The 20,822-nt window shown below is 59.9% G+C and carries 19 protein-coding genes, 1 tRNA gene and 1 pseudogene; 13 read left to right on the top strand and 8 right to left on the bottom strand.

The window, feature by feature from the left end; genetic code table 11:
- Window positions 1-21 precede the first annotated feature (21 nt).
- Window positions 22-438 carry a nucleoside-diphosphate kinase gene (ndk, locus tag F0M17_RS09190; RefSeq protein WP_038990838.1) on the top strand — a complete coding sequence of 139 codons (417 nt, stop codon included), beginning with the start codon at window positions 22-24 and terminating at the stop codon, window positions 436-438.
- Between the two features lie 63 nt (window positions 439-501).
- Here ndk and F0M17_RS09185 read toward each other — a convergent pair whose 3' ends face one another.
- The 4 genes from F0M17_RS09185 to F0M17_RS09170 all read right to left on the bottom strand — a co-directional run bounded on the left by F0M17_RS09185 (window position 502) and on the right by F0M17_RS09170 (window position 4,084).
- Window positions 502-693 carry a hypothetical protein gene (locus tag F0M17_RS09185; RefSeq protein ID WP_038990840.1) on the bottom strand — a complete coding sequence of 64 codons (192 nt, stop codon included), beginning with the start codon at window positions 691-693 and terminating at the stop codon, window positions 502-504.
- Window positions 694-1,047: 354 nt separating this feature from the next.
- Window positions 1,048-2,349 (bottom strand): AI-2E family transporter, encoded by a 1,302-nt coding sequence (locus F0M17_RS09180; RefSeq protein ID WP_121866906.1) that lies wholly within the window; start codon window positions 2,347-2,349, stop codon window positions 1,048-1,050.
- Between the two features lie 254 nt (window positions 2,350-2,603).
- A complete protein-coding gene (locus tag F0M17_RS09175; RefSeq protein ID WP_073706135.1) occupies window positions 2,604-3,191 on the bottom strand; it encodes a GNAT family N-acetyltransferase in 588 nt (195 codons plus the stop codon).
- A gap of 269 nt (window positions 3,192-3,460) precedes the next feature.
- Window positions 3,461-4,084, bottom strand: coding sequence for a vitamin K epoxide reductase family protein (locus tag F0M17_RS09170; protein ID WP_149596983.1), 624 nt, complete (start codon window positions 4,082-4,084; stop codon window positions 3,461-3,463).
- A 606-nt stretch (window positions 4,085-4,690) separates the two neighbouring features.
- Between F0M17_RS09170 and F0M17_RS09165 the strand changes: the two genes are divergently transcribed.
- The 11 genes from F0M17_RS09165 to F0M17_RS09115 all read left to right on the top strand — a co-directional run bounded on the left by F0M17_RS09165 (window position 4,691) and on the right by F0M17_RS09115 (window position 15,524).
- The gene (locus F0M17_RS09165) at window positions 4,691-7,528 is read left to right on the top strand and encodes an Rne/Rng family ribonuclease (protein ID WP_149596982.1); all 2,838 of its coding nucleotides are present in this window, start codon (window positions 4,691-4,693) and stop codon (window positions 7,526-7,528) included.
- A 227-nt stretch (window positions 7,529-7,755) separates the two neighbouring features.
- Entirely contained in the window at window positions 7,756-8,064 is a 309-nt protein-coding gene (gene rplU, locus F0M17_RS09160; RefSeq protein ID WP_073706138.1) for a 50S ribosomal protein L21, read from the top strand.
- A 49-nt stretch (window positions 8,065-8,113) separates the two neighbouring features.
- Window positions 8,114-8,368, top strand: coding sequence for a 50S ribosomal protein L27 (gene rpmA, locus F0M17_RS09155; protein ID WP_013349162.1), 255 nt, complete (start codon window positions 8,114-8,116; stop codon window positions 8,366-8,368).
- A 124-nt stretch (window positions 8,369-8,492) separates the two neighbouring features.
- Window positions 8,493-10,082, top strand: coding sequence for a GTPase ObgE (gene obgE, locus F0M17_RS09150; protein WP_073706139.1), 1,590 nt, complete (start codon window positions 8,493-8,495; stop codon window positions 10,080-10,082).
- 3 nt (window positions 10,083-10,085) lie between these two features.
- Window positions 10,086-11,243: a glutamate 5-kinase gene (gene proB, locus F0M17_RS09145; protein ID WP_038990846.1), complete on the top strand. Its 1,158-nt coding sequence runs from the start codon at window positions 10,086-10,088 to the stop codon at window positions 11,241-11,243.
- A 16-nt stretch (window positions 11,244-11,259) separates the two neighbouring features.
- Window positions 11,260-12,546, top strand: a complete 1,287-nt coding sequence (locus F0M17_RS09140) for a glutamate-5-semialdehyde dehydrogenase (RefSeq protein ID WP_038990847.1) — start codon at window positions 11,260-11,262, stop codon at window positions 12,544-12,546.
- 118 nt (window positions 12,547-12,664) lie between these two features.
- A complete protein-coding gene (locus tag F0M17_RS09135) occupies window positions 12,665-12,877 on the top strand; it encodes a hypothetical protein (protein WP_038990848.1) in 213 nt (70 codons plus the stop codon).
- A gap of 2 nt (window positions 12,878-12,879) precedes the next feature.
- Window positions 12,880-13,485, top strand: coding sequence for a nicotinate-nucleotide adenylyltransferase (gene nadD, locus F0M17_RS09130; RefSeq protein WP_073706141.1), 606 nt, complete (start codon window positions 12,880-12,882; stop codon window positions 13,483-13,485).
- A gap of 82 nt (window positions 13,486-13,567) precedes the next feature.
- A complete protein-coding gene (locus tag F0M17_RS09125) occupies window positions 13,568-14,938 on the top strand; it encodes a hypothetical protein (RefSeq protein ID WP_149596981.1) in 1,371 nt (456 codons plus the stop codon).
- A 57-nt stretch (window positions 14,939-14,995) separates the two neighbouring features.
- Window positions 14,996-15,376 (top strand): ribosome silencing factor, encoded by a 381-nt coding sequence (gene rsfS, locus F0M17_RS09120; RefSeq protein ID WP_121866901.1) that lies wholly within the window; start codon window positions 14,996-14,998, stop codon window positions 15,374-15,376.
- A 72-nt stretch (window positions 15,377-15,448) separates the two neighbouring features.
- A tRNA-Ala gene (locus F0M17_RS09115) sits at window positions 15,449-15,524 on the top strand.
- 223 nt (window positions 15,525-15,747) lie between these two features.
- On the opposite strand, the pseudogene F0M17_RS09110 reads toward F0M17_RS09115, so the two are convergent.
- The 4 genes and pseudogenes from F0M17_RS09110 to F0M17_RS09095 form a co-directional block, all read right to left on the bottom strand.
- A pseudogene (locus tag F0M17_RS09110) lies at window positions 15,748-16,947 on the bottom strand (IS1249 family transposase).
- A gap of 114 nt (window positions 16,948-17,061) precedes the next feature.
- Window positions 17,062-17,511, bottom strand: coding sequence for a hypothetical protein (locus F0M17_RS09105; protein ID WP_038991273.1), 450 nt, complete (start codon window positions 17,509-17,511; stop codon window positions 17,062-17,064).
- 1,200 nt (window positions 17,512-18,711) lie between these two features.
- Complete coding sequence (locus F0M17_RS09100; RefSeq protein WP_210416628.1) at window positions 18,712-18,924, bottom strand: hypothetical protein; 213 nt, start codon at window positions 18,922-18,924, stop codon at window positions 18,712-18,714.
- 578 nt (window positions 18,925-19,502) lie between these two features.
- A complete protein-coding gene (locus F0M17_RS09095) occupies window positions 19,503-19,748 on the bottom strand; it encodes a hypothetical protein (RefSeq protein WP_149596979.1) in 246 nt (81 codons plus the stop codon).
- Between the two features lie 180 nt (window positions 19,749-19,928).
- Between F0M17_RS09095 and F0M17_RS17675 the strand changes: the two genes are divergently transcribed.
- Window positions 19,929-20,789, top strand: coding sequence for a hypothetical protein (locus tag F0M17_RS17675; RefSeq protein WP_246857043.1), 861 nt, complete (start codon window positions 19,929-19,931; stop codon window positions 20,787-20,789).
- Window positions 20,790-20,822 lie beyond the last annotated feature (33 nt).

The following is a 20,822-nucleotide window of genomic DNA, read 5'->3' as shown; positions in this document are numbered from 1 at the left end:
ACGATACGAAGAGGTAGTCACATGACTGAACGTACCCTGATCCTGGTCAAGCCAGATGGCGTCAAGCGCGGCCTGACCGGACAGATCCTTGCCCGCATTGAAGCCAAGGGCTACACCATTGCCAAGCTGCAGCAGCTGGAAGCTACTCGAGAGCTGCTCGCCGAGCACTATGCAGAGCACGAAGGCAAGCCGTTCTACGAGCCGCTGGTGGAGTTCATGCTCTCCGGTCCAGTGGTGGCGATCGTGGCTGAAGGCCAGAGCGTCATTGCAGGCTTCCGTTCGCTGGCCGGCACCACCGACCCGACCACCGCAGCCCCAGGCACCATTCGTGGCGACTTCGGCCGCGACTGGGGCCTGAAGGTCCAGCAGAACCTGGTCCACGGCTCGGACTCCGTTGAGTCCGCAGAGCGCGAGATCGGCATCTGGTTCGGCAAGTAAGCTGATACGCAAAAATCCCGGCAGCCATGGGCTGCCGGGATTTTTGATACCTGAAAGCGGAACCTAGAACCAGTCATCCAAACTGTCCTGGGCGAGCGCGGACGGTTGCTGTACCGAACTTCCGGACGCCTGCGCGGCCGAGTCCAGTGGCAGCTGCTCCGCGGCACCGATCCTGACCACCTGATGGCGGTCGGCGATTGGGCCGACGGTCAGCGAAAAATACTTATCTGCTCCGTCATTGCTGGATTCCAGCACGTGGATACCTCCCAGTCTTCAGTACGCGTTAGCGCATTGATTGCGGGCGAAGCATGGCGCGGGATTCTCCCTGTTGGGGAAAACGAAGACATGCTGCAAAACTTCTCAAGGTGCTTGCGCATCCCGCGTCGCTCCACTTCCATCACTTCAGTCACATTAAACACAGAAACAACACGCACGGCAACGCGGGATTAGCCATCCACGCTCTGCTCGCAGCGTGAAAACCCTGGAAATTCAGGGCTGGGAGGGCGCATGAACTCCTTGAGAATTATTTGGAAATAATTCGAACGACAGCATTAAGTGGCGTAAGAAAGGGGCGCCCCTGCAATGCAGGAGCGCTCCCACTGGCGACAATTACGCAGAATCCTGAGGGGATTCCATGTGCTGTTCCCTGTGCTTCTCCTTGGCTTCGAGCTTTTCGATAGCCGCGTCCTCTTCGCTGATTTCAACTTCGGACTTGATGTCTTCACTGGCTTCAGCCACCGCATCGGACTTGTCGCGCCCGGTCCACACCTTGATCACCGCCCACGCTGCCGCAACCAGTGGCACCGCCAGGACGGCGCCAACGATGCCAGCCAGGACGGTGCCAGCGGTCAGCGCCATCAAGACGACCAGCGCATGCAGGCTCAGGGCATTGGCCATGACGACCGGCTGGAGGAAGTTGCCCTCCAGCTGATTCACCAAGATCACCGCGGCAAGCACGATTAGCGCAATCACTGGACCGTTGGTCACCAAGGCGATCAGCGTGGCCAGGATTCCGGCAACCGTAGCACCGACCATCGGGACGAAGGATCCGAGGAAGACGATGACACCCAGCGGGATGGCCAAAGGCACCTGCACGATCAGCAATGTTGCGGTGATGCCCAAGGCATCTACCGCGGCCACGGTGGCAGTACCGCGGATGTAGCCGCCGAAGGTGCGCAGGGCCCGATCGCCGGAGAGAATCCACTTGTTGCGGTAGTGGCGTGGAGTCCACGACACGGCAAAGGCCCAGATCTTGTCTCCGTCCTTCAGGAAGAAGAACAGGATCACCAGAAGCAGGATCAAGCCAGTGACGAAGCTGCCGGCGGCGCTCAGCGTGTTCAATGCACCGGTGCCAAACTGGGAACTGGTCAAGAATCCGGTGATTGTTTCAACGACGCTATCGATCTGGCTCTGGTCGATGTTGAACGGCATCGTGCCGATGAAGCCCTGGACCATTTCATTGAGCTGGTTGAAACCCTCGACAGCTTGGTCAACGAGCTTTGGCCATTCCCTGATGACCGAGAAGACCAGGCCGGTGCCGATGCCTCCTAGGATCAAGAGCGAACCGAGGAATACGATCCATGCTGCCAGCATCGGTGAAACGATTTTGCGCAGTTTGACGACAAGTGGCCATAGCGCGCAGGAAATGATGACGGCCAGCAATGTCGGGATCACGATCATGGTCAAGCGGAGCATGCCGATGATGAGGAATGTTGCCAGAGCGCCAACGATCAATAGCTGCGCGCTGCGGATGCCCAGTCGGCCTAGCAAGTCGGTCCACAAGCTGGTGACAGTGAATTCTAGTTTGGCGTCCTTGGCCGGAACGCGGTGGTGCTCGGCAGGTGTCGGCTTGTCATCTTGAGACTGGTTCTTCGACAACGCGGCGAGCCTGACCTTACGGAAAAAAGCCATAGTCGCTCCTTGTAGCTGGTTCTGATAGCTCTAACAATAGGCTAACGACTTGACAAGGTTCCGGGGCAACACCGCAAGACTGATTATTTAGTGTTGGCTAGGCCAATAGAACCTGCTTCTGCACCATTAAGCCGAAGATTCCTGCAACTATTGGCTGATTTTACAAGCGCTCTGGAGGCAAGCTCATGCAAAGCAACGGGGCCGCGCGCTGCGCGGCCCCGTTGCTTTCAAATCTTGTTCGCTGCCTCTCCGGGCTATTTGGCGCTGAAGTATTCCTTGGCCAGCAGCCCCATGATGATCTTGTCGTGGAACGAGCCGTCGTGGAATCCGGCTTGGCGCACCCTGCCCTCTTCACGGAATCCTGCGCGGTTGAAGGTGCGTAGCGCGCGCTCGTTGTATGCCCAGACGTTCAGGCCGATGCGGTTCAACCCCATTTCGCGGAAGCCGTAATCGATGATCATCTTGATGGCCATTGTGCCGTAGCCCTGGCCAACATTGGATCCGCCGATCATGATCATCAGCTCGGCAGAACGCGCTGGAGCGTTGTATTCGTACAATGCTGTGTGACCAATCAGCGTATCGTCGGGAAGCGTGATCGACAGTCCAACGCCGTCGGTGGTGCCCCGGTTGATGCTCCGGGACTTGAAGAGTTCTGCGGCCTCGGTGACCGGGTGGGGAAGTACCAGGTTGCCTTGCAGGGCCATGAACTCCGGACTGTTCCACCATTGGGTGAGGAATGCAAGATCTTCCTCTTGCAGTTCACGCAGCCGTATGTGTTCGGAAATTAGCAGATTAATTCCGTAGTCTTGGGCATTTTCTGTGTTCCATATGTCACTTGCCATGCATCCAATCTACCGGGTCTAGCTGAGCGGTGCCCGGAAAATCGTTGTTGGCGAAGCCGTGCAGGCGCCGCCATGTGTCCAATAAGCGCTAGTCGCAGCGGGAATTGGGATTCCTTTGCGCATTGGCGCGCCGGGGGCAACGAGAAGTGGTACAAGGTCTGGACATGACCTATTTGGCCGGCGGGGTGGGGCGGAGTGCCGGGAACAGCACTGCGGGGCCGTCACCGAAGTGGCGGCCCCGCAGGTACGTGAGGAGATCTGGAGTTGTTCTAGCCGAAGAAGGCGTGCGGGAAACGCAGGACGACCGATGCGGCGAGGAGCACCCAGATGATAGCGGTGATGATCCAGCTCCACTCGCTGAAGAACTTCTTCACGCCGGGGCCTGCGGGAATCACGCCGGTGAGCACATTGCGTGCGGTAGTGAAGACGAACAATGGAATCGTCATGACCCAGACGACCATGCAGTATGGGCACAGTGCATTGATTTCGTAGAGGGCCTGGGACCAGAACCAGATCACCAACCCAATGGCCGCCGTCACGCCCAGCTGGAAGCTCAGCCAGAACCAGCGCTTCAGGTTGCTTGCGCCGGCAAGCAGGGCGAAGCCGATCGTGATTACCACTGCGAAACAGACAATCCCGAAAAAGGGGTTGGGGAAACCGAAAATGCCTGCTTGCTCGGATTTCATCACGGTGCCACAAGAGATCCAGGGATTAACATCGCAACTGGTGATGTAGTCGGGGTTCTTGTAGAGCTCCAAGCGTTCCAGAACCAGGATTCCGGCGGCGAGCCAAGAGACCAACCCGGTAACGATGATGAACAGACCGAAGCCGCGTTCCTTAGCCCACCAGGGCAACACGCCCGAGCCGCGGCTATTTTCTAGTGATGAAACCATGTTTTGACTATTCCATAAGTTCATAGGAAAGCGGGTAATTCCGCCGTGGGCTTTTTCATCCTAGGAAGCGTTTCTGTGCAACAGGTGAGAAGCAATGAACAAGGCGTGAACGAAATATGAGAGAATGTAAATGGTTGTTCGCGGATCCACAGTCTGCTTTCAACCCGACGACAGACTTTTGAAACGACAGATCGACAGGCGATGCATCGCTTCGGTTGAGTGCCCAATATGTGCGCCTCCCGAGGGAATACCGCGGATCGTAGGGCTGCAAAGGAAAGCAGCCGGTTTTCTTAGGCCACGTTGATCCGCAGGATTTGCGCATGGTTCAGAATTTTGGACCTGCGTTGAACCCGCGGAAAATAGCGAGCTTTTGTGTCCGGCCTACTGGAAGTCAGGTAGGCCAAGCGACACGTGATGATTGTAGTTTCAGCGACGGCGCCGTCTGTGGAGGATGCCGAAGCGGGACATAGTAGGAGTACGCGAATTTAAATGAGCGCAGCAAATCAACGAAAGGGTGGAGCGCAAGGTAATAAGCGGGGCAACCGTTCAACTCGAGCCCGCCGTACCAGTGTTTCAACCACGCCTGCGCGGCCACTGCGTCGCGCCATGACCTTGGCCGAACTCAATGCCGCTGCCGGTGTCGAGGAAAGCCCATACCGCTGGCGGGCCACCCGCCGCACCCAGGTTTCCACGCCTGATTCCACCAAGCGGGCCAGCCGCCAAGCAGAACGCCGTGCCCAGGCGGCACGCGATACCGCCAATGACGCGGCCGTCGAGCTTGCCGCAGCCAAGCATGAAGACGCACAGGCGCAGAACGCCGAAGCAGCTGAAGCCGCCGAGCAGGAAGCTGCCCCGGTGGAAGAGGCGAACGACGTTGACCAGACCGGCATGCTGCTGGCCGAACACGGCAGCAGCATGATCCTCAATCCGTTTGCCGTGCCGGAAACCGCCCAGGCTGTGCTGGCCGCAGCCGTCGCGAAGAAGCAGGAACCTGCCCGCCGTGCCGCTGCCTCGAATTCCGCTGAAGACGCCGATTCAGACGACGTGACCTCGCGTCGCCGTCGCCGCCGTCGCCGTGGCGACGTGGATCTGGAGCTCGAAGGCGGCTCGCAGGATGATCCGCCGAACACCGTCACCCGCGTACGTGCTCCGCGTGGAAGCATCGAGAGCCACAGCTCGGTCAACAACAAGGTCGCCTCGGTGCGCGGTTCCACCCGTCTGGAAGCCAAGCGCCAGCGCCGCCGCGAATCGCGCGAAACCGGACGCCGCCGCCAGGTGATTACCGAGGCCGAGTTCCTGGCCCGCCGCGAGTCCGTCGAGCGCAAGATGATCGTGCGCCAGCGCGAAGACCGCATCCAGATTGGCGTGCTCGAAGACGGCGTGCTCGCAGAGCACTTCGTCTCCAAGACCCAGCAGGATTCGCTGATCGGCAACGTGTACGTCGGCAAGGTGCAGAATGTGCTGCCCTCCATGGAAGCCGCTTTCGTGGATATCGGACGCGGCCGCAACGCCGTGCTGTACGCAGGCGAAGTCAACTGGGATGTGGCAGCGCTCGAAGGCGCGCCACGCCGCATCGAGAACGCATTGAAGGCCGGCGACTCGGTCCTTGTCCAGGTCACCAAGGACCCGGTAGGCCACAAGGGTGCCCGCCTGACCAGCCAGATCTCGCTGCCGGGCCGCTACCTGGTCTACGTGCCGGGCGGTTCGATGACCGGCATCTCGCGCAAGCTGCCCGATGTTGAGCGCCAGCGCCTGAAGAAGATCCTCAAGGACCACCTGCCGGAAAACGCTGGCGTCATCGTGCGCACCGCCGCCGAAGGCGCCTCCGAGGAGGAGCTGACCAACGATATCAACCGGCTGCGCGCGCAGTGGGAAGGCATCGAGGAACAGGCGAACTCCACCAAGACCCTGGCTCCGGAACTGCTGTACTCGGAACCGGACCTGACCATCAAGGTAGTCCGCGACGTCTTCAACGAGGACTTCACCAAGCTGATCGTCTCGGGCGAGCACGCCTGGGACACCATCGAGGCCTATGTCATGTACGTGGCCCCGGACCTGATGGGACGCCTGGAGAAGTGGGAAGCAGAAGAGGACATCTTCGCCAATTTCCGCGTGGACGAGCAGATCGCGAAGGCACTGGACCGCAAGGTCTTCCTGCCTTCGGGCGGCTCGCTGGTCATCGACCGCACCGAGGCGATGACTGTCATCGACGTCAACACCGGCAAGTTCACCGGTTCGGGCGGCAACCTCGAAGAGACCGTGACCAAGAACAACTTGGAAGCGGCCGAGGAAGTCGTGCGCCAGCTGCGCCTGCGCGACATCGGCGGCATTATCGTCATCGACTTCATCGACATGGTGCTTGAGTCGAACCGCGACTTGGTGCTGCGCCGCCTGGTCGAGTGCCTGGGCCGCGACCGGACCAAGCACCAGGTGGCCGAAGTGACCTCGCTGGGCCTGGTGCAGATGACCCGCAAGCGCATGGGCACCGGACTGCTCGAAGTCTTCGGCGAAGAGTGCGAGCACTGCGCTGGTGCTGGCGTCATCACCCACGACGAGCCGGTCGAATCGCGCAAGTCCTTCAACTCGCATGGCGAATCGCATGGCAAGAAGTTCAACGACAAGCCAAGCCGCAATTCCCGCCGCCGTCGCGGCGGCGAGAAGGACGAGCAGAAGCCGGTTGAGAAGCAGGACCAGGCAGCAGGGGAGAAAGACGAAGCCACGCGCAACGCCCTGGCCAGCATCGCCGCCGCCTCGCACCTTGACGGCCCTGCTGATAACGCAGTGAGCATCGAGGGCGAGCAGATTCCGGTGACGAAGTCCGTGGTCCCCGCACAGGCCACCGCGGCCCCTGCGCAGGCCGCCGAGGCTTCGGTGACCCTGGAGGCCCTGGAAGCCGCCTTGCCTGGCAAGGAAGAGTCCAGCGAAGAGCACGATGGCAGCCGCAAGCCGCGCCGCCGTTCGCGCTCCCGCGGACGCAACCGCAACCAGGCCGAGGAAAGCGCTTCGACCAACGAGGACGCACAGGCCAGCCAGGAACAGCAAGCTGCTCCTGAACCTGTTGCTGCCCCGAAGTCCGAAGAGCAGCCTCGCAAGCGTTCGCGCCGTGCATCGCGTCCGCAGGAGTCGGCGCAGCAGGACCAGCCGGTGCTTACCGGCCTGGCCATGCCAGCTGCCAGTGCTCCTGCCGCTGCAACTGCATCTGCTTCCGCTCCGGCTGCCGCCACGGCAACCCCGCAGATTTCCACGAAGCCAAAGCGCCGCAGTCGTCGGGCCACCTCGGTCCAGGGCGATGCGACGGCAGAGGTCCTCGTGGCAGAGGTATCCGCCGCTACCGGTTCGGTAGTCCAGATGGATGCCTCCGGTTCGAAGAAGGAAAAACCAGCTGAACCTGCCGGGAATCCGGTCATGCTCGGTGTGGGTGTTCCGGTACGCGAACTGAAATAGATGAACTTGATCACGCTTCCCACGCTGGGGCAGTTTGTATTTGCTCCAGCGGTGGGGACTAGCGTAATCTAGTTGATCGGTGCTAAACGCCAAGATCACGGACTTTTGGTCCGCTCGGCGTCAAGGCACAAGCGCATGAGATCCCCGGATCGCATCCACTATGTGGGTGTTCGGGTCGATATCTGCGCCGGTAAGACAATAAACGTCGAGTAGAAGTGAGTACCCACGTGGTGTACGCAATTGTCCGCGCAGGCGGCCACCAGGAGAAGGTTTCCGTAGGAGACCTCATCACCGTTGACCGTCTTCAGGCTGCCCCAGGCAGCTCCATCGAGCTTCCAGCTTTGCTGTTGGTAGATGGCGAGAAGGTAACTTCCGCAGCTGCCGATCTGGCTAATGTCAAGGTCACCGCTGAGGTTGTAGAAAACCTTCGCGGCGAGAAGATCGTTATCCAGAAGTACAAGAACAAGACCGGTTACAAGAAGCGCCAGGGCTTCCGTGCCGCTCTGACCAAGGTCAAGGTCACCTCGATCGCCTAATTCAGGCAATCGTAGAATCCATTTTTTGTAGCGAAAGAGGCTAAAAGGCATGGCACATAAGAAAGGTGCGAGTTCCACTCGCAACGGTCGCGATTCCAACGCACAGTACCTAGGCGTAAAGCGCTACGGTGGTCAGGAAGTCAAGGCAGGCGAAATCATCGTTCGCCAGCGTGGCACCCACTTCCACCCAGGCGCCGGCGTAGGCCGTGGCAAGGATGACACCCTGTTCGCATTGGCTGCTGGCGCAGTCGAGTTCGGCACCCGTCGTGGTCGCCGCGTGGTGAACATTGTGGCTGCTGCCTAATTCAGGTATCAGGCAAATTTTTTAGTACACAAGGGGTGGGCCGATTTCGGTCCGCCCCTTGCGTGCATAGTTAGACTTTTAAGCGAGTATCCCTCGCAACCCCGTACTAGGAGTAGATGGCCCCGTGGCTGCATTCGTTGATCGCGTAACCCTTCATGTCACCGCAGGTAATGGTGGCCACGGTTGTGTGTCCATCAAGCGTGAGAAGTTCAAGCCGCTTGGCGGTCCCGACGGCGGCAACGGAGGCAAGGGCGGAGACATCATCCTGCGCGTCGACCCCCAGGTCACCACGCTGCTGGACTTCCACCACCTGCCGCACCGCAAGGCCGGCAACGGAGAACCGGGCAAGGGCAGCCTGCACCCGGGCAAAAGCGGCGAGGATCTGGTCCTCGGCGTACCTGCCGGCACCGTCATCAAGACCAAGGACGGCGACATCCTCGGCGACCTGGTCAATCCGGGCGACGAATACATCGCAGCCATCGGCGGCATGGGCGGCCTGGGCAACGCAGCCATCGCCTCGGATAAGCGCAAGGCCCCGGGCTTCGCATTGCTGGGCATCCCTGGCACCAGCCAGGACATCGTCCTGGAACTGAAGTCCATGGCCGATATCGCCCTCGTGGGCTACCCCTCGGCCGGCAAGTCCTCGCTGATCGCCGCCCTGTCCGCGGCTCGCCCGAAGATCGCCGACTACCCCTTCACCACGCTGGTGCCCAACCTGGGAGTGGTCGAAGCTGGCGAAACCCGCTTCACCGTCGCCGACGTGCCTGGCCTGATCCCGGGCGCTTCCGAAGGCAAGGGGCTGGGCCACGAGTTCCTGCGCCACGTCGAGCGCTGCGCGGCGATTGTGCACGTGCTGGATTGCGCCTCGCTGGAATCGGACCGCGACCCGATCAGCGATCTGGAGATCATCGAGTCGGAGCTGGCCAATTACGAGGCCGATTCCACCTTCGCCGGCACCGATGGCACCATCGTGCCACTGATCGACCGCCCGAAACTGATCGCGCTGAACAAGGTCGACATGCCGGACGGCGCGGACATGGCCGAATTCGTTCGCCCGGAATTGGAGAAGCGCGGCTACCGCGTCTTCGAGATCTCCGCGCTCTCGCGTAATGGATTACGCGATCTGTCATTCGCTATGGCTGAATTGGTAGAGCAGGCCCGTGCCGAACAGGTGGTTGAAGCCCCTGTCGTCGAGGTGCCTGTGATCCGTCCGCGCGCAGCCAAGCGCGTCGAATTCACCATCCGCCGCGAGGAGCAGAACCTTGAGCCGATGTGGCGGGTGATTGGCGAGAAGCCGGAACGCTGGATCATGCAGACCGACTTCCGCAACGATGAAGCCGTAGGCTACCTGGCCGACCGCCTGGCCAAGCTGGGCGTCGAGACCCAGCTGTTCAAGTCCGGCGCCAAGCCGGGGGACGCGGTGATCATCGGCGCGGAGGACGACGCAGTGGTCTTCGACTGGGAGCCGACTATGGCTGCCGGTGCCGAACTGCTCGGCGGCAGCCGGCGCGGCGAGGATATCCGCCTCGAGGAGCGCGGCGATCGCAAGACCCGCGAGGAGAAGCGCGCCGAGCACGAGGAGCGCAAGGCCGCCAAGGCGGCCGCCCGCGCCGAGCTGGAAGCCGAGCGCAAGGCCGGCATCTGGACCGAATCCGTGGACGCCAAGTACGGACGCAAAACTGCTGAACCAAAGGCAAACCAGGAGGAAAATTAAAGTATGAGTGAAAGCGCCACTAAGACAATTTCAGCCATTACCTCGCCCCACCAGCTGCCGCAAGCCAAGCGGCTGGTCATCAAAGTGGGATCCAGCTCGTTGACCACGGTCAGCGGCGGGATATCGCACGAGCGGCTGAAGTTCCTGGTGGACACGCTCGCTGAAACCTTGCGCAACGGAACCGAGGTCATCCTCGTTTCCTCCGGCGCGATCGCCGCCGGCCTGGCCCCGCTCGGGTTGGCCAAGCGTCCCAAGGACCTGGCCACCCAGCAGGCCGCCGCCGCCGTCGGCCAGGGCCTGCTGCTGGCGCAGTACACCCAGCTGTTCGACGAGTACGACCAGCGAGTGGGCCAGGTGCTGCTGACCGCCGATGACCTGATGCGCCGCTCGTCCTACACCAACGCGCTGCGTTCCCTGGTCCGCCTGCTGAACCTGGGCGTGCTGCCCATCGTGAACGAAAATGACGCGGTAGCCACCCGCGAAATCCGCTTCGGCGACAACGACCGGCTCGCCTCGCTGGTAGCCCACCTGGTCAAGGCCGACGCACTGCTGCTCTTCTCCGACGTGGACTCCGTCTACGACGCGCACCCGGACGACGGCGGCAGCCGCATCACCACCATCGAGCACCCCGACGAGCTCGAAGCCGTGGACCTGGGCACCCCGGGTGCGGCCGGGGTGGGCACCGGCGGCATGATCACCAAGGTCGACGCCGCGACCCTCAGCTCCTCGGCAGGCATCCCGACGCTGGTGACCAGCACCGACAATGCGGCCAAGGCGCTGCGCGGAGAGGACGTGGGCACCTGGTTCGCCGCCCGCAACTCCCGGCGCTCGGCCCGCGACGTCTGGCTCGCCTACCTGGCCAACATCGAAGGGAAGCTGATCCTGGATGCCGGCGCGGTCAAGGCCATCGCCAGCGGCACCAACTCGCTGCTGGCCGCCGGCATCACCGCGGTGCGCGGGGAATTCGAAGCCGGCGACGCCGTCGAAATCTGCGATGCCAAGGGGACTCCTTTCGCCCGCGGGCTGGTGAATTTCGACTCCCACGAACTGCCCGACATGCTGGGTCACAGCACCACAGAGCTGGTGGAAGAACTCGGCGCAGGTTACGACAGGTCGGTAGTGCATGTCGATGATCTGGCTTTGATCGAACCCATTTTCTAGAATGAGGAGCATGAGTATGGACGCCGTAAACACCGAAGCAACGACCACCGACGTCACCACCTCGGTCCATCAGCTGGCCGATCGCGCACGCCGCGCCTCGCGGATCCTCAAGCGCGCCAACCGCGACTGGAAAGACCGCGCCCTGGCCGCCATGGCCGCGCGCATCGACGAGAACCGCTCGATGATCCTGCGCGCCAACGAGCAGGACTTGGCCTCGGGCCGCGCCAATGGCACCTCCGAAGCACTGCTTGACCGGCTGAAGCTCGATGGCCCGCGCATCGACGGCCTGATCGCCGCGCTGCATGAGCTCGCCGGGCTGCCCGACCCGGTAGGCCGCGTGGTGCGCGGCGAAACCCTGCCCAACGGCCTGCGCATGCGCCAGGTCAACGTGCCGCTGGGCGTCATCGGCACCATCTACGAAGCACGCCCCAACGTCACCGTGGACATTGCCGGACTGGCGCTGAAAAGCGGCAACGCCGTGCTGCTGCGTGGCGGTTCGGCCGCGCTGAACTCCAACCAGGCGCTGGTCGCGGTGATCCGCGACGCGCTGGAGTCCGTCTCCCTGCCGCGCGACATCGTGATCTCGGTCGACGAGTTCGGCCGTGCCGGCGCCGACGCCATGATGGGCGCGCGCGGAAAGATCGACGTGCTCATCCCGCGCGGCGGCCGCGAGCTGATCCAGCGCGTGGTCACCACCGCCAAGGTCCCGGTCATCGAAACCGGCGAGGGCAATGTGCATATCTTCCTCGACGCGAGCGCCGACGAGGAAATGGCGGTGGACATCCTGCTCAACGCGAAGACCCACCGTCCCAGCGTCTGCAACACCGTGGAAACCCTGCTGGTCCACAAGGATGCCGCCGCCGCCCCGGCAGTGCTGCAGGCCCTGTCCGCTGCCGGCGTGAGATTGCACACGGACGATCGTGCCGCCGCACTGGTTCCGCAGCTGCAGACCATCGCCGCGGGGGAGGAGGACTGGGGCAACGAGTACCTGGACCTGGACATCGCGGTGAAGGTCGTCGACGGCATGGATCAGGCCCTGGAGCACATCCGCGCCTACTCCACCGGCCACACCGAGGCAATTGTCACCTCTTCGCTGGCCGCCTCCGAGCAGTTCGTCGCGGAGATCGACTCGGCCGCCGTGATCGTCAACGCCTCCACCCGGTTCACCGACGGCGGGCAACTGGGCCTGGGCGCCGAAGTGGGCATCTCGACCCAGAAGATGCACGCCCGCGGCCCGATGGGCCTGGCCGAACTGACCACGACCAAGTGGATCGTCCAAGGCGACGGACATATCCGGAAATAGTTTCTGACCGCCCTTTTCGGTACGATGTAGAAGAAACGTACCGTTACTTTTCGAGCCGCTGCTCCATCCGCCCAGGCTGGTGGCACAGCGGGCTCGTGAAAACGACTGGAGAATTATCTTGAACGCGCTGATTTTGGCTTCCGAAGCCGCTTCCACCGGCATGGACCCTCACACTTTCGCTGTGATCATCGGTGGTGGCATCTTCGCAGCACTGATGATCCTGCTGTTGATCACCGTGTCCTACACCAACGTAGGCAACCGCCACGACGCCAAGCCTGAGCCAGAGGACACCCACCGCCAGTTCAAGACTCACGTACCGCATAGCCACTAGTCTTGGCAGAGCAAAAGCCTCAAGACCGCCCATTGCGCCTCGGCGTGATGGGCGGTACTTTTGACCCCATCCACAATGGCCACTTGGTCGCCGCCAGCGAGGTAGCTGCCGAATACGACCTGGATGAGGTTGTTTTCGTACCCACCGGCCAACCATGGCAGAAGGCCGATCGCCAAGTCACCAGCGCCGAGCACCGCTACCTGATGACGGTGATCGCCACCGCGTCGAACCCGCGCTTCACCGTAAGCCGCGTCGACATCGACCGCGAAGGCGCCACCTACACGCGGGACACCTTGCTCGATCTGCGTGCCCTGCGTCCGGACGCGGAGCTGTTCTTCATTACCGGTGCCGACGCGATGAGCCAGATCATGAGCTGGCGCGACATCGACCAGGTCTTCGATCTCGCCCACTTCGTTGGCGTGAGCCGTCCTGGTTACGTCATCGCGGATCTGGGCCGCGACAACGTCTCGCAATTGGAGATTCCCGCTCTGGCAATTTCCTCCACCGATTGCCGGGAACGTGTCGCCGCAGATAAGCCGGTTTGGTATCTGGTGCCGGACGGTGTGGTGCAGTACATTGCAAAATATGGGCTGTATACCGAGTCGTAACCTCACATAGGGTGGGGTAACACGGCATAATCTCTAGGTAAGGGTGACGGTATTTGTCTATGCGGTCGGGAGAAGTATCAGGATGAGCGATAACTCGCAGCCGGTTTCAAGCAGGCGAGCTCTGCGCGAAAAACGACGTGCTGAGATGGAAGCATTGCTGGCCAGCAGCAAGGCCGAACAGGAAGCCAAGGAACTCGCGTCAAAGGACGAGGACAAGGCCGAGGATTCGGCGAAGCCAGCGAAAAGCGACGCGGCCCCGCAAGCCAAGCCGGCACCCAAGGCAGAGCCTGCAAAATCGGCGCCGGCCAAGGAGCAGGCACCCAAGCCTGCCGCCAAGGAGTCCGGCGCCAAGCCGGAAGCGGCCAAGTCTGCCCCGCAGGCACCTGCCGCCAACGCCGTTCAGGCCAAGCCGCAAGCGGCGAAGCCTGCTCCGGCCAAGGCTCCCAGCGCCAAGCCCGCAGCCAAGCCGGCTGGTGCACCGCAGGCCGAAGAACCTCTGGGTGAGCGCGCATCGCTGCGCCGTGCCCGCGACCGTGAGGCATTGCGCGAGCGTCGCCGTCTTGAAGAAGAAGTCGGCGCGCTGACCACCAACATTCCAACCGTTGCCCCGGCCGAGGAGCCGAAGCCGCTGACCCGCCGCCAGCTGCGCCTGCAGGCGTTGGCTGATCAGGGCAAGGCCGAGCAGGAACCCGCCGCCGCGAAGAAGCCTGCGCCAAAGGACGACGCCCCGGAGACTACCGTCATGAGCGTCGAGCAGGCGTTGGCCGCACGCCGCGCCCACGCGCCCAAGGCTCCAGTTGATCCGAACCTGCTGGGGGAGGACGACTCCGAGATCGATCTCGAGGTTCTCGCCCACCAGCGTGAAATGGCCGCTCGCGCAGCCATCATTTCCCGCCGTGCCGCGGAGCGCGAACGACTGCGCGTGCAGAACGCCAACCAGGGCAAGGACGACCAGGCTTCCGACCCGTTCACCGGCGCTATGGGCAACATCCGCGAGGTCGAGGACCGTATCGCAAAGACCGGCGTGCAGGGCCCGAAGACGCAGAGCGTCTCACTGGACTTCACCGCAGGATCCAAGAAGGACGAAGCGGCACCAGCGGCCAAGAAGCCGATGGCCAAGCCGGCGGCGAAGGCTCCAGCGAAGCCTGCGGCCAAGGCCCCGGCTAAGCCGGCTCCCAAGCCAGCGCCCAAGGCCCCAGCCAAGCCCGTTGCAAAACCGGCAGCCAAGCCAGCGGCAGAGGCGCCGGCCAAGCCCAAGCCGAAGGCCGAGCAACCAGCTGCTGACGTCGACATGCCACGCATCGACGCGGTCAACGCGCAGGGTCTGCAGCCGCTTGACGTGCAGGCCCACGGTCTTCGCCGGGCCAACAACATGCTGATCGCGATGATCGTCGCCCTCAGTGTGGGCGGTGCCGCGTTGGTCGCTGGCCTGATCATGTTGCTTGGCAACTAGTTTTCGTAGGACAATTAGGTTCTCGATCTACACCTCTATAAGGAGACACTCCACTCAATGGGAGCACACGCAGAATCAATCGCCCTCGTGAAGGTCGCCGCGCATGCGGCTTCCGAAAAGCTGGCAGAAAACATGGTCGCGCTGGATGTTGCCGACCGCCTGGGCGTCACCGACGCTTTCTTGATTGTTTCTGGTGGGTCAGAACCTCAGGTGAACGCGATCGTCGACGAAATCGTTGCCGAGGTGCTCGACAAGTACAGCATGCGCCCGATCCGCCGCGAAGGCTTCGGCCTGGGTCGCTGGGTACTGCTGGACTACGGCGACGTCGTCGTCCACGTCCAGCACCAGGAAGACCGCATCTTCTACGCGCTTGAACGCCTTTGGGCCGACTGCCCAGTCATCGAGCTGCCTGCCGAAAACCCTGAAAACCAGAAGTAGCCCTCAATTTGCATCCTGATCAGGTAGTCATCTATGATTATGGAGTTGCCTGATCAGGGCAGCAATCCTTTTGGGGGTATGGCGCAGTTGGTAGCGCGTCTGCATGGCATGCAGAAGGTCAGGGGTTCGAATCCCCTTACCTCCACCAAATTAGTAGTATTCCAACAATCGACCGAGTAAACATCAGATAATGATGTTGCTCGGTCAATTGTCATTTCAGACCCGTTTTCGTCGCCAAGGTTCCCCCAAGTATGGCGGTGAGGGATTGCCCTTGCCTACGGGCGTTCCAGGCGACTTTGGGGGCTATGGGCAATAAATGGTGTCTGGCCCGGGTGTGTCACCCGGGCCAAACCCCGTTCTAGGACCAATTTCTAGCGAGTTCTTCCAGCCCAACCAGCCCTGGAATACAGTCCTTCCTCAGCCGTTGCGGTGGTCCCGTAGAGCTCCGGACCAACAGGGTCTTCCGCAGCTTTCTGCTTTACCTCTGCCTGTTCTTGTTCGTAGGCCTTGTTGGCCTTGATCAGCGCCGGCAAGGTCGGCCGTGAGCTCTTGTCCGCGTGCGTCCAGCAGAACCATTCGCACGCCCGTCTTCGGTGCTCAATCGGCATCCCGCGATGGTTGCGGATCATCTCCCGGATCCCGGAGTTGATCGCTCCTTCGATCATGTTCGTCGTCGCATTGATCCCTAATCCTTCCAAATCGTGGTCGAGGTAGGTGAACAGGTGGCCACGCCGCAGCGCCCGGTTCATGCTTTCATAGGCCTTGCGCAACTTGTCGTGCGTGTACCACCAGGTCCGGGTCTTGGGCAGCCCTTTAGGCCGTGGACCGGCCCAGTCGCGAGCGTAGGTGCGTTCAGCGAGCAGGTCCTGGTGCTCGGTGTGCCATGCAGCGAACGCGGCCATCCATGCCGTGGCTTCTTCTTGGGTGCGGATACGCGTCAGTTGCAGGCTCAACTGGCGCAACGCCTTGCCTGCGGCCAGGCGTGGGTTCAGGGTCAGGTGCGTGCGCACGTTGCGCTGGATATGTACCAGGCACCGCTGGACCTTCACCTCGGGCCAGAGGTTCTTCAAAGCTTTCATCAGTCCTGAGCCGCCGTCGGTGACGATGACTTTCGGTTCCGGAAGATGCTGCAGCAGCGCGGTCCATGCTGCTGCTTTCTCGTGGTTGCACTATTGCCAGGAGATGACTTTGCCGTTGGCGATGGCGATCAAAAGGCACCAGCCGCGGCGCAGGTAGATTCCGTCGACTTGGATCTCGTCGAAGACTTCTCCGGTGTGGTTCAGATAGGGGTGGGTGTTCCAGCACCATTGGGTTTGGTGGTGGAAGGTTCGTCCGGTGCCGCCGGCGTGTTCGGCTTGGGTGAGCTTGCCCATCAGCCAGGTGATGAAGCTTGCCAGCTGGTTCCGTGCGGTGAGGTCAGGGCGGTTGTGTGTGGTGGAGGCGTTGCAGTTGGTGCATCGCCAGCGTTGCTTGCCGTTGCGTTGCCCGTTCTTCTTTTGAGGGCTTTGGCAGATACTACATAGGTGGGTGTTTTTTCTATTAAGGGTCACGCCTATGGGAACAACATCCATAGTCGACTTGATTCTGCCCCGGGATTCCGGGGCAGGATCAGGTCGCGCGACACCACTTATTGCCTATAGGCCCTATGCGCTCTTGTTCAGGTGGCTTGAGTGAATGAATTCTGATTAGATCGAAGACCCGAAGGAGATCGACTTCGCAAGTTTTTGTACTGACTGCGATCGCTCTGTTTCTGCGTCGATGTCTTTACGAAATTGAGTTTCGGTCATGTCTTGGTGGTGCTGGAACTTCTCGCTTTGTTGGGCAAGCGCGCAGGCAATTGCAAAGGCTAACCCGTCACGGAGCTCTTCGAGAGAGGTATTTGATATCTCTAACCGTCGGTTAGCGATACTGAGTTTGATGTCAGCGTAGCCAGATGACGCAAGTTGTTCCTGAACCTCGGAACTTAGGATATTTCGAATCTCTTCTGGTTCAGGGCGGCGATTAAACACTGCTGCAACCATATATTTTTCGGGTGCATGCGCAGTAAAGAGGGTTCCAGGAAGCGAATCCACCAGTACGTCACCCACAGTTAGAGGCTCGTGATTTGTTGGGAAACGTTGTGATTGATGTTCCATAGGTCATCATCTCTCGTATTGGGAATAGGAAGCTCCAAGATCAGTTGCATTGACTGGGTACGGAGCTGAAGGTTGTGGGAGGACTAGTTCGGATTTGACTCGGGACCCAGATGAGGTTCTTGAGCGCTGTAGGCTACGCGATGCCAGCCACAGAAATTGCAAGTCCACATCACTTCTCGCATCGTCACTTCTACGTCTTGATGCATTCCTTCGTCATGGCCTCCGTCGTTGTCCCAGCGACGTAGTTGATTTTCATCGTCTTGGTAGCGACGGGTTTCCGTTTCCACCAGTGATTTCCTGAGGCATCGTGGGCATCGCTCGGGCTTTTGCATGACGTTGACACTGGTCCTTCCGAGCTAATTGCTGCGTGTTCACGAAGCAACCGGATGTATAAATTTCGGGTGGTCTCATACCATGCAGCTTCGACGAATCATCCTTTTCGCTAGGTCCAGACGCGGATCGTTGCGGATAAGACGGAGCAGTCTGAACATACCAGGCCACAAATTCGTGGCAGGTGGTTGAACGAGCTCGATGGATCTCTTCTTGGAAGACTGCTATAGACGTGGAATGAAGCGTGCATCGCACTATTTTTGAGAGCCCAGTAGAAAATTTGCTCTCTGGTTGGGGTGCAACCGGTTCAACACTGTTGCTTTAACCTGAACGTCGTCTGTCAGAAGGAGACGGCACAAGAGTCATACGCCGGTGAAGAACCCCGGAAACGGCATATATCGGTAAGGGAGTGCTTCAATACCAGTGTACGCCTGAATAGCTGACAAAGTCATGGTTTATTTAAGTTGGTTAGATGGTGATCAGATATTGCCCATGCTTGACCACGCCGATGTGAACTAGAAGAGTACACGATTTTGTAGCCTGTAGTCTACGGAGACTTCAAGCCCATGACTATTAGGAAAATTCCGACAGCTAGGCAAATGAATGCTGCTATAGATCCCAGCATGGTACTACTTCCAACTGCATAGAACAGTATCCACAAGCTGATTAACGACATGAGGATCCCAGCTATGCATAGACCAATGATTGCTGCACCCTTAGAATCCATTGTCGTTTCCAGACACTCTCGAACATTCGATACTTTGCCGCGGATTTCGGTGAGAGCGGTAGTTTAGAAGGTCCTATAGGAAGGAATAACGCGCTTGTGCTCTCGGACTAGTGATTTTGTAGACAGGTCGCCATAGGCCAGAGTTAGACCTCGAAAATGACATCCTCGATAAAACACCAGACGCCAAAAACTTCGCCAATGTCATCTTTGGCGAGGACATAGATCAGCCCGTGTGTTTTTACGACGGCTTCTGCTTCGACGTGCAGGGAACTAATAAGGACGGGCAGCTTAACAGAAACTGGCTTATGTGGGCTAAATGTGGTTGCCGCAGCGTTGAAGTCTGGGCTAAAACGCATGAGATCGTATTCCACTCCGTGGTGTGTGAACTTTCGGGCTGGGAATTTTGAGCTAGGAGGGGGTCTGCGAGTGTTATTCATGGTGCAACTGTAGTCCTATTGTTAGGCCTAGGACCGGCACCGGTCTGAAATGCTTTCGAACCTTGTCCCATTGAAACCTTGTTGATTCACCGACTGTAGATGTACCGGTGTCATTGTTCTTACTGGGTTGGACATGATGTTTAGTTACCGAAAATCATTCACTATTGAATTGAGTATAATTTTTCCTGCTTCTAATAGTCGCAGGCATTTAGATTTTCTGGTTGTTATCACGTGTCAGAAAATCAACGCTCTATCTGTCTTCGTGACTTCTTTGCGAAGCCACGAAGGCTAGTTCCAATAGGCTGAACTATGCTCAACTTGCCAGAGCGATGCTCAAAGATGCAATGAAGGAGGCGATGAAAGCGCAAAAGAAGTTACATGGAGCGAGTGGAGAATCCGTTTCGGAGGAGTAGATTCCGTACTGCACTAGCTGAGACGCCGATGCGTTGACCAACCTTGGCGAGTGACATATCGTTTTGATACAAGTGGATTGCAAGTCATTGGTTCTCGATAGAGATCCGACTATTTTGAATGCGTACAGCGTTCTTGCGTAACAATTCAATGACGCTGGTTTTTGAGATACCGAACTCGATTCCCAATGCGGCGGAGGATTTACCTTGTTTGTAGCCGGTGATGAGGGACTGAATTTGTTCAGCGTTTATCCTGCGATCCACTCGTTGTGGTTGATGCTTTGGCTTTCTGCTGACTCGCTGCTTCGCGCCAGATATCTGATGCTTATGCATGATTTCCACTAACCGCAGGAGACGATTTTGGTAGTGGCGGCCCCTGTTGGAGTACTCCTGAACAGCCTCCACAAATTAAAATCCTGCGAGTCGGCTCGGGCCGAATCGCAGGATTTTTACTTTTCCACAGTCTGGCCGGGCCCGCCTTTGTGCACTCTGGATTCGGTGCAAGCAGTATCCATGACCACCGACACCGCCAAAGCACTTCAACAGCTCGCTGAAGCCTCTGAGCTCATCTGCGCGGCCACCGCTGTGCTTGGTGCGGGCAATATTTCCGCCGGCCATGCTGCCTGCTACGCCAAATTAACCGAGGGTATCGCCCAGCAGACTTCCCGAGCCCAGGTTCACGCAGCGCACGCGCTGCGCCGCACCGGTGCCCACAAGCTCGACCAGTTTTCCTTCCAGGCTATCGAAGTAGCCACCAAACACCCGACGCTGCCGAACATCGACGATGCAGCCGGCCGCGCCATTACCGGCCGGGCCCACTTCAGGAACACGCGTGGAATGATGCGCGACTGGCTGGATATCCCGCTGGGCACCGCCAGTGAACGGCTCATCCTTGCTGACTGCTTGCTTGGCGGCATCGATGAGGCAGCACTGCCGACGCCCCCGTGGCTGCCCCAGCTTGCGACCGAGTTCAATGATCCTGCGTCAGACGCACGTCTGGTCTTTGCAGCCAGCAAGAAACTGCATTCGGCACGCAAGGACTTGGGCGAGGGGGAGGCCGCTCATTCGAAGAAGGAGCAGCTTGAACGAGAATCCTTGACTTTCATGCATGCGGAGCCCAAATCGGCCCGGAAGCATATCAGCGACATGGTGGCGCAGGTGAAGGCAGGCAAACGACCGATCAAGGCACTGCTGGAGAGCATCGGAATTCTCAAGAAGGGGCTTCGCCAGGGCCTGATCGAATACGTGGTGAATGCGCTGCCTTCCCAGGCTGCCTATATCGAGGCGTTCTTCGCCTCGTTGGACAACCCGGCGCCGGTGGCAGGCAACCGCGATGGCCTGAAGGATGCCGAAGCGCAATTCACCGGAGAATAAGCCAGCGATTGGGACGACGGGCAATCCCTGCCC

The sequence above is a fragment of the Glutamicibacter sp. ZJUTW genome, from assembly GCF_008370855.1.
Lineage (GTDB): Bacteria > Actinomycetota > Actinomycetes > Actinomycetales > Micrococcaceae > Glutamicibacter > Glutamicibacter nicotianae.
The sequence above is the reverse complement of the archived record's forward strand: the minus strand, read 5'-3'. Positions and strand labels throughout refer to the sequence as shown.